Genomic DNA, 8,178 nt, shown 5'->3' on the forward strand with positions numbered 1-8,178 from the left:
TTCAGGAACATCTCGCTTCCCTACCTTGTAGGGACGAGGCTAATCTTACTATGATTCAGATTAAGCGGCAAGAGCGTAGTTATTATCGCCAATTAAAAGTGTGAAAAATGAGATTAACGAGCTGTTTCCCAGCGCTCGACATGCTTACATTACCATTGGTCTCGCTGTCAAAACCAGTCGGCCCCATAATGTTAAAGAACTTTTTTATAGCGTTCGAGCGGGCTATTCACTGTATTTTTTTAATACCATCTCGAGCATACTCGAGCACTATTAAAAAGATGCCGCTGTTATCCCTAACGCAACCTTGATTTAAAAAAGGATAGCAAAGGTACACAATTCAAGCACTAAAAGACCCCACAATCTTTTGTCAAGCTTAAAAGCTTGTGTACCCTCACTATTCATAGTATTTTTGAACAAAAGCCGTACCAAAGATGAAAGTCAAATTCGGAATTATTAAAGAACGCAAAACACCGCCAGATAGGCGTGTAGTTTTGTCACCTCTGGCATGTCAAAAAATCATATCAACTTTTGAAGATGCTGATATTATTGTTGAGCCATCAGATATTCGAACGTTTTCTAACGAGGAATATGTAGAAAAAGATATAAAAGTAGCATCAAAAATGAAAGAATGCGATGTGCTTTTGGGGGTGAAAGAGGTGCCGATTAAATCTTTAATTCCGAATAAAAAATTTTTCTTTTTTTCACATACGATTAAAAAACAACCGTACAATCGAAAGTTGTTACAAGCTATTCTAAAAAAGAATATCGAAATGTACGATCATGAGGTTATTACTAATCAAAAAGAACAACGTTTGGTTGCCTTTGGTAGATATGCTGGTATTGTAGGTGCGTACAATGGTTTTCGTGCGTACGGACTCAAATTTAAATTATACAAGCTACCTAAGGCACAGACTTTAACTGATCAACAAGCATTAATTGCTGAGCTCAAAAATATAAAGTTACCGAACATAAAAATACTGTTGACAGGAAAAGGTAGGGTAGGTAATGGAGCTAAAGAAATGTTGGACGCCATGGGTTTGCAACAAGTGTCTGTAAAGGAATATTTAGACCTAGATTTTAAAAAGCCTGTATGCTGTCAAATAGATGTTTCCGATTATAATAAACGAAAAGATGGTACGCGAGGCACAATGTCTGACTTTTTCGAAAATCCGAAAGAATATGAATCTACTTTTTTCCGTTTTGCTAGGGTAACCGATTTTTATATTGCAGGTCATTTTTATGGTGATGGTGCCCCCTATTTATTTACTAGAGAAGACGCTAAACATCCCGATTTTAAAATACAAGTAGTTGCTGATATCAGTTGTGATATTGATGGGCCAGTAGCAACAACCATTCGTGCTAGTACCATAGAAAAACCAATTTACGGTTATAATCCACAAAAAGAGGAGGAAGCTAATTATAGAAATAAATCTTCTATAGCCGTTATGGCAGTAGACAATTTACCCGCTGAGTTACCACGGGATGCAAGTAACGGTTTTGGCGATGCATTTGTGAAAAATGTTATTCCTGCTTTTTTTAATAACGATAAAGATGGAATTCTAGAACGTGCTCGAATGACCAAAAATGGTAAGCTAACCAAGCGTTATTCTTATCTGAATGATTATGTAAAAGGTTGATGAATTCTACGGTTGATTTTATTTTTTCTGAATGGTGGCTCACCTTTGTGTTTACTTTTTTGTTTTTTATGGTACTTTATTTTGGAGGTATATTCTTTATGAATTCCATATTAGATAGTTTGAAGAAGAAAAATACGATAAAGCCTATTGTTAATTTTAGAAAACAAGGACAAGAAGAAATCGAAATCAAACACTCACTGAGAAGTATTTTGGTTTTTGCATTGCAGGCAATTCCCTTACAGTGGCTTTATGCAAATGGATATTTTCATTTTGGACAAAACGAAATTTTGAACTTATTCTGGGAAGTTCCTGTATTATTCTTATGGAACGAAATATATTTTTATGCCTGTCATTGGTTGTTACATCAACCACCTTTTTTTATGAAGGTGCATTATATCCATCATGCATCCCGCGAACCTACGCTATACTCCGTTTATAGTTTTCATTGGTTTGAGGCTTTCCTTTTAGGAGCCGTTATTTTTTTGCCGTTGCTTATATATCCCTTTCATATTATATCCGTTTTAAGTTTGCCAGTGATGAGTATTTTGTTGAACTTTTTGGGGCATTGGAATCATGAAGGCGAAACAAAAAAAAGTCCAGACTATTTAGGAAGATTTACTTTTCGACATACAATGCATCACAAATGGAGTAAAGGTAATTTCGGATTTATGCTGCCCTACCTTGATATGATTTTTAATACTACCACCCCAAAAAATAAAATGAAATGAGTACACCTGTTTATATAAACGCTATCGGTAAATTTTTACCCGGTAAGGCAATCTCGAATGATGAGATGGAAGAATATCTCGGGCTGATTAATGGTAAAACTTCACGAAGTAAAAGCAGAATGCTTACTCAAAACGGAATTAAAAATCGATTCTATGCGTTGGACAAAAATCAAAATTCTACGGAATCGGTTTCTGGAATGACCGCAAAAGCGATTCAAGATTGTCTAAATAAAAATAAAACTCCCAAAGAGGAAGTTCAGTTTTTAAGTGCGGCTACTACACAAGGCGATTTGCCCATTCCTGGTTTTGCTAGTATGGTACATGGTGAATCAGAATTACCAGTTTGTGGAATTTCGAGCCACCAAAGTGTTTGTGCTGCAGGTATGATGGCCATAAAAAACGGATTCATGCACGTACAATCTGGTGAAACAAATAATGCAGTTGCTTGTGCAGGAGAGCAGCCCAGTAGAATGTTCAAAGCTTCTCGTTTTGAAAATCAAAAGGCGATTGTTGAGAATGGCACCCTTCCACTAGAAACAGATTTTTTACGATGGATGCTTTCTGATGGAGCAGGGGCTTTTTTATTAGAAAATAAACCTAAAAAAGATGCTATTAGCCTAAAGATAGAATGGATTGAATTAAAGTCGCATGCGTCACTTTTCGAACCTTGTATGTATACCGGCATGAATAAAACTGCTGAAGGAGAACAAGGAAAATCTTGGATAGATTACGATAGTTTTTCTGCTGCAGATGAAGCTGGAGCAATCAATCTAAAACAAGATATTCGTTTGGTGAATAATATCGTTGGGGTTGGAGTTCAACATTTTTTTCAACTCATTGAAGATGGCAAAATGGACCCGAAAAATTTAGACTGGTTGTTATGTCATTATTCTTCAGAGTATTTTAAACAGCCTATTCTTGATCTTTTGAAAAAAGGGGGCGTAACAATACCGGAAGAAAAGTGGTTTACAAATTTACATTCAAAAGGAAATACCGGTGCTGCTTCCATATTTATAATGTTGGAAGAATTATTGTATCATGGTAATTTAAAAGACGGACAAAAAATTCTTTGTATGGTGCCTGAGAGTGGTCGTTTTATCACTTCTTTTATGATGCTGACTGTAGTTGGTCCAACAAGTGAGAAAAAAGAACTACCACTAAGTACAGAAGATGAAATTCTAGCTCCAGCCATAACAACGGAGGGTAAGCCAATTCAAGAATGGTTGGTTAGAGGATTGACATCGGTTTGGGTAGATTTTGAAAATGATTTACGTAGTGCTCCTATTATTAAAAAAATATATAACGGAACTATTACTTTGGAAGAATATAGATTGCTACTTTTAAACTTAAGACAGCAAGTAGTAGATGGTTCACAATGGATTGCCAGAGCAGCTTCTAATGTAAGTATGGAGTATTTTGATGTGCGTTCTGCATTTATATCACATTCAAGAGATGAGCATCGTGATTATCAAATGTTAGAAAAAAACTACATCAATTGCGGAGGAGATAAAGATGATCTTTATGCAGGAGAAAAGAATGTTGGTAGTGAAGCCTTAAGTGCATTTATGTTTCATACCGCAAGTAAACCTAATCCATTCGATTTACTTGGCGCAATGTTTATTATCGAAGGGCTAGGAAATAGAATTGCTGGAAAATGGGGTAGGGCCGTTCAGCAATTATTAAATTTGAACGAAGATCAAGTTTCTTTTTTTACGTATCATGAAATTAGTGATAGTAATGAAAATCATTTTGAAAGATTTGAGATCGCTATAAACTCTGATGCACTCACCGAAGAATTGGTGAAAAGAATTTTAAAAACAGCAAAAGTTGTAGCTAAATTATATCGCATGCAATTGGCCGAAATAGGGAATTATTAAATCGTTTCGTTAAAAGTGAATTATGCTACACACAAGTGAATATTTTGATACATTAGAAAATAATCCAAAGGATCCGAGTCACTGGCATACCTTGTATTTGGATAAGAGTATACCTTTTAGTGATGATGCTAAAGCTGCTTTTCTTTTTGATTCTGGAAGAAAATCGCGGCAATATTTATTGCCATTTGTACGTGTAGTAGCCCGATTATTTATAATCCTGATGCAAATGTTTAAAGCGGTTTCCCCAAATTTGGTAAACGCTCCAAAGATGTTGCATAAATCATTATATCTAGGGATGAAGTATATGATTAGTCCGGAGGCGAATTATTTGATATTACGACATTTTTATTTGGGGTCCGAAGTTTTAAAATTCATTAAAGACAATGTAGAAGGTGCGGAAAATATTCCTATGAACCCTTTAAAACCACTGTCAGTAAATGATGTTCGGGATAATTTGTTTATTGATCATGATTTAAATCTTTATAATTTTATCATCAATCTAAACAAGGCTATTGCAGAAAAAGGCTTAAAAGTAAAGCCTATTGAACAGCCTGATTTTAGCTCAATAACTGAAGGTGAAATTCCTTTTTATAATTTTCGTGATAAATGGTCAAATTTTATGGATTTGTCGACAGCCATTGAAATTTTTACACCTGTTTATCAATTTTTTCTAACCGATAACGATTTTTGGCGGGCTAGTAATTCATTGCAACTTGATGAGGTAATCGGTATCTATGCAACTACGATCATGGACTGTCCCGAAAAATTAATTGGCCTGAATAATAAACATCCTATGATACCATTGCCAACTTATGGGGCTGCTTTTCGGTTGACACTTCATGGTCTTTCAACAGAAATATTACATGGACTATTGGTAGGTGCGAAAAAGGCTATGGAAAGTGCTACCCTATAAGATTTTTCGAAGACTTAAATTTAATTAGAAAACAATCCGTAAAAAAAGCAAATACAATTCCGAATGTATATGCTATCAGGTCTTGAATACTAAAGGTATTTCCGAAGATTAAATTAGCCCATTTATTATGTTTTAGTCCAATAAGGTTTAAAAAGTCTGTAAGCTGCAAAAACTCTATTATATACGCAAAAATCAAAGTTACCAATGCAATGGTGATAGATTTTATGTTTAGAAAACTTTTAAAGAAATAATAAAGTAAAATCACTACTATAAAATCGCCTACGGTGTGCCTAATGAAACCGTCTTTTAATGTTGCTGCAATCAAAATTTCTATGGCAAAGAGCACTATAAAAGCGAAAAAGTAGGTGTTATTATAAGTTGTTTTCATAATCTTTTCAGTAGAAGATAAGTTCAGTAATAGTTACTTACTTTCAGTAGTATTGTGTTTGGTATTTATTCGTAATGCAGATTGCATTAATAAAAATAGTATCCATAGTAAGCCGCCAAATGCTATGGTTATTGCCCATACTTTGGGTTCAGTTAAACTAATTCTAATTTGTTCGAATAGATACAAGGGCTGGGTCAAAAAATCCCAAGAATTAAAACGAAGAAACCGTCCTAAATAAATTCCATATCCAGATAAAACAGATATTAAGAATATTGAAATATGTGCTTTAGTTTTAGAAGACTCATTTTTAATATAAACGTACATATCTAGTAAAGAGAGTAGTCCTAGTAATAATCCATTGAGAGCAAAAACAAAAACTAGGAATAAATCGAGCCATTTTAAAATAGAATTATGATCATGAAGATGTATTAAATCGGTAATGATATAGGGGCTGTTTGGCAAGAAGAGTAACCAAGTAACAAATAAAAGTATCTTTTGAGGTTTTGAATTTTTCCAAGTAGAATAATATTTCATTACCTGAGTAATAAAAAATGGAATCGCTGCTAAAAAAAGATTCCACACTAGAAAAGTATAAAAATAACTATGTGTTATTTTTATGCGAAATAGAAGTAAAAGAAAAGAAAATGCTGTTGCTAAACACAGGTTAAAATAAAGGTTGCGATGTTTTCTGAAAACTGTATTAATTAAATTCATAAGATTAGTTATTTAAAAAGTAGCTAAATAATAGTGCCAATGGAAAGTTTAGAGATACAAGGATTATTGTTAAGACATGCTCGTGTAAATCTTTAAAATTTGCCAAAGTATTTACCAAAAGTATAAGCAGTATTAGCAATGTAATTGGTATGTAAAGGACTATTAGAACAATTCCTACAGTGAATAGTATATCATCTTTGGTAAATAGCATCACAAGCGTAAATAAGGTTCCAATTAGAAAACTTATTCCAGCAATACGTACTGCAATCCGATTCCATTTATATTTGAATAGTTGTATCATTTGTTAGTATTTACTATTTGATATATCGTGTATTCTTGCCATGTTTTTTCGGCTTGATCTTCTAAGAAATCAGCATGTTTTTTCTGCACAATTTCCTTTAATTCACTATTTATTCTATGAGGATAATCGTTAGCATAATTAAACAGTTGTTCACTATTATTGGCTCCTAAGTCAGTCAGATAAAAAATATCTGGTTTTTCGATTGCACTTAGATTAAACCAGGTAATAGTTTTGTCCCACGGAATTGCTGCACTGATAAAAAGCATTGTAAAAATGGTGGCAATATTTGTTCGTAAGAGAAAAGTGAAGCTTCTAATTTTGACAATCTTTAGATAAGCAGTAATTAGTCCAGTTAAGGTTAGCAGTAGATAGATAAAGACACCAATTCGTTTGTAGGTTAAACCCAGTGCTTCTATGTAGAGATGATTTTTGTACCATGTAAATACTACTAGAGTTATGTTTAGCACAATCCACAGATAGGTTAATGATTTAATGCGTTGGTTTTTTTTATAAAAATTTAGGTTGCCTCTAAAAAAATAAAGAATAAGAGCAATAGCGCATACAATTGAAAACATTAAAGCATAAACCCCTTGGTGAACAGATTGTGAGTATTCTGAATTTGTAATTTTAGTATTTTGGAGCAAGTAAATTACATCTGTAACTAGAAAGAAAACTAAAAGCAAGTTTAGAGAGAAAAATATAATACTGCCCAGTGTACTTTCACTTTCCAGTTTTTGTTTTTCTCCAATTAGAACTAATTCTGTTGGTTTTTCTAAAAAGTTTGATTGCGATAAATCGAAAGCTATTAATTCTTTAGAATCAAAAGGACGTAAAATATGAAGAAATAATACATAACCTAAAAATGTAAAAAACAACCAAGGAATACTAATAAAATCAAGATTGATTTGTTCGATTAAGTTTTCAAAAACAGGATTCGCATTTCGATATAAAAGTCCAAAAGTAAAGAGTAAGAGTATTGCAACAAGGCCTCCTTTTATTCGATTAATTAGTTGAGGTGAAATGTCTTTTTCTTTTGGGTTCTCAGATTCGGTTCTGTTTTCTTTTAGCTGAATGTAGTTTGCTGCCGAAGAAATAAAGAGTGTAATGCAACCTATGAGCCAAGAAATATATACTGAGGTTTTATGCGAAATAGATTTTCCTATAAATAGTAGTAACACCATAAAATGAACAAAAATTGAAAGAACAGAGGGGTTTATAAAAACAAAAACAGCACTGGCTATATAGCCTATTGCATATCGCCATGGAGTAGGTCTTATATTATTAATTGTTTTAACTAGTGTTACGATAACAATGGAAATTAATAAAAGATTAAGACCTAAACTTTTACTATAAAACAATAGGCTAAAGGCGAAGGCAGAAACGATTGATTTTACATGAATATTCATAACAATACTATTTAGATGGATAATTTTTTAAAGGGTAAATTTTTATTGAATTGTAAATACTGATTTAATATTTTCTAACGGTTGGGTTAAGAGTTTGTAAAAATTTATTTGATGAAAGCTTAGCGAGGTTTTTCCTTTTTTGTATTTGGTAAAGAAAAGTTTATAATAATCGGGGTAGAGTAGGCCGCCGATAAATATTACGGTGAATAGGTAT

The 8,178-nt window shown here is 33.2% G+C and carries 7 protein-coding genes and 1 other RNA gene; 4 read left to right on the forward strand and 4 right to left on the reverse strand.

The features are described from left to right. Positions 1–185, reverse strand: a transfer-messenger RNA (tmRNA) gene (ssrA, locus tag ABJF52_RS13080); the annotation flags it as partial. A 246-nt stretch (positions 186–431) separates the two neighbouring features. On the opposite strand from ssrA, the gene ABJF52_RS13085 reads away from it, so the two are divergent. Genes ABJF52_RS13085 through ABJF52_RS13100 form a run of 4 tightly spaced genes read left to right on the forward strand, consistent with a single transcriptional unit; the run spans position 432 to position 5,155 of the window. After that, entirely contained in the window at positions 432–1,637 is a 1,206-nt protein-coding gene (locus ABJF52_RS13085; RefSeq protein ID WP_348150967.1) for an NAD(P)-dependent oxidoreductase, read from the forward strand. Then, positions 1,637–2,365, forward strand: coding sequence for a sterol desaturase family protein (locus tag ABJF52_RS13090; protein ID WP_348150970.1), 729 nt, complete (start codon positions 1,637–1,639; stop codon positions 2,363–2,365). The genes ABJF52_RS13085 and ABJF52_RS13090 overlap by 1 nt, the downstream gene beginning before the upstream one ends. Next, positions 2,362–4,242: a beta-ketoacyl-ACP synthase III gene (locus ABJF52_RS13095; protein WP_348150973.1), complete on the forward strand. Its 1,881-nt coding sequence runs from the start codon at positions 2,362–2,364 to the stop codon at positions 4,240–4,242. The genes ABJF52_RS13090 and ABJF52_RS13095 overlap by 4 nt, the downstream gene beginning before the upstream one ends. Before the next feature lie 22 nt (positions 4,243–4,264). Further along, the gene (locus tag ABJF52_RS13100; RefSeq protein ID WP_348150976.1) at positions 4,265–5,155 is read left to right on the forward strand and encodes a hypothetical protein; all 891 of its coding nucleotides are present in this window, start codon (positions 4,265–4,267) and stop codon (positions 5,153–5,155) included. Here ABJF52_RS13100 and ABJF52_RS13105 read toward each other — a convergent pair. The 3 genes from ABJF52_RS13105 to ABJF52_RS13115 all read right to left on the reverse strand — a co-directional run bounded on the left by ABJF52_RS13105 (position 5,145) and on the right by ABJF52_RS13115 (position 7,964). After that, the gene (locus tag ABJF52_RS13105; protein WP_348150979.1) at positions 5,145–5,543 is read right to left on the reverse strand and encodes a DUF2809 domain-containing protein; all 399 of its coding nucleotides are present in this window, start codon (positions 5,541–5,543) and stop codon (positions 5,145–5,147) included. The genes ABJF52_RS13100 and ABJF52_RS13105 overlap by 11 nt on opposite strands. A gap of 33 nt (positions 5,544–5,576) precedes the next feature. Then, on the reverse strand, positions 5,577–6,257 hold the full coding sequence (locus ABJF52_RS13110) for a DUF1361 domain-containing protein (RefSeq protein ID WP_348150982.1): 681 nt from the start codon (positions 6,255–6,257) through the stop codon (positions 5,577–5,579). Between the two features lie 297 nt (positions 6,258–6,554). Continuing rightward, positions 6,555–7,964, reverse strand: coding sequence for a DUF4173 domain-containing protein (locus tag ABJF52_RS13115; RefSeq protein WP_348150985.1), 1,410 nt, complete (start codon positions 7,962–7,964; stop codon positions 6,555–6,557). Positions 7,965–8,178 lie beyond the last annotated feature (214 nt).

Source organism: Aurantibacter sp. (assembly GCF_039941195.1).
Classification (GTDB): Bacteria; Bacteroidota; Bacteroidia; order Flavobacteriales; family Flavobacteriaceae; genus Aurantibacter_A.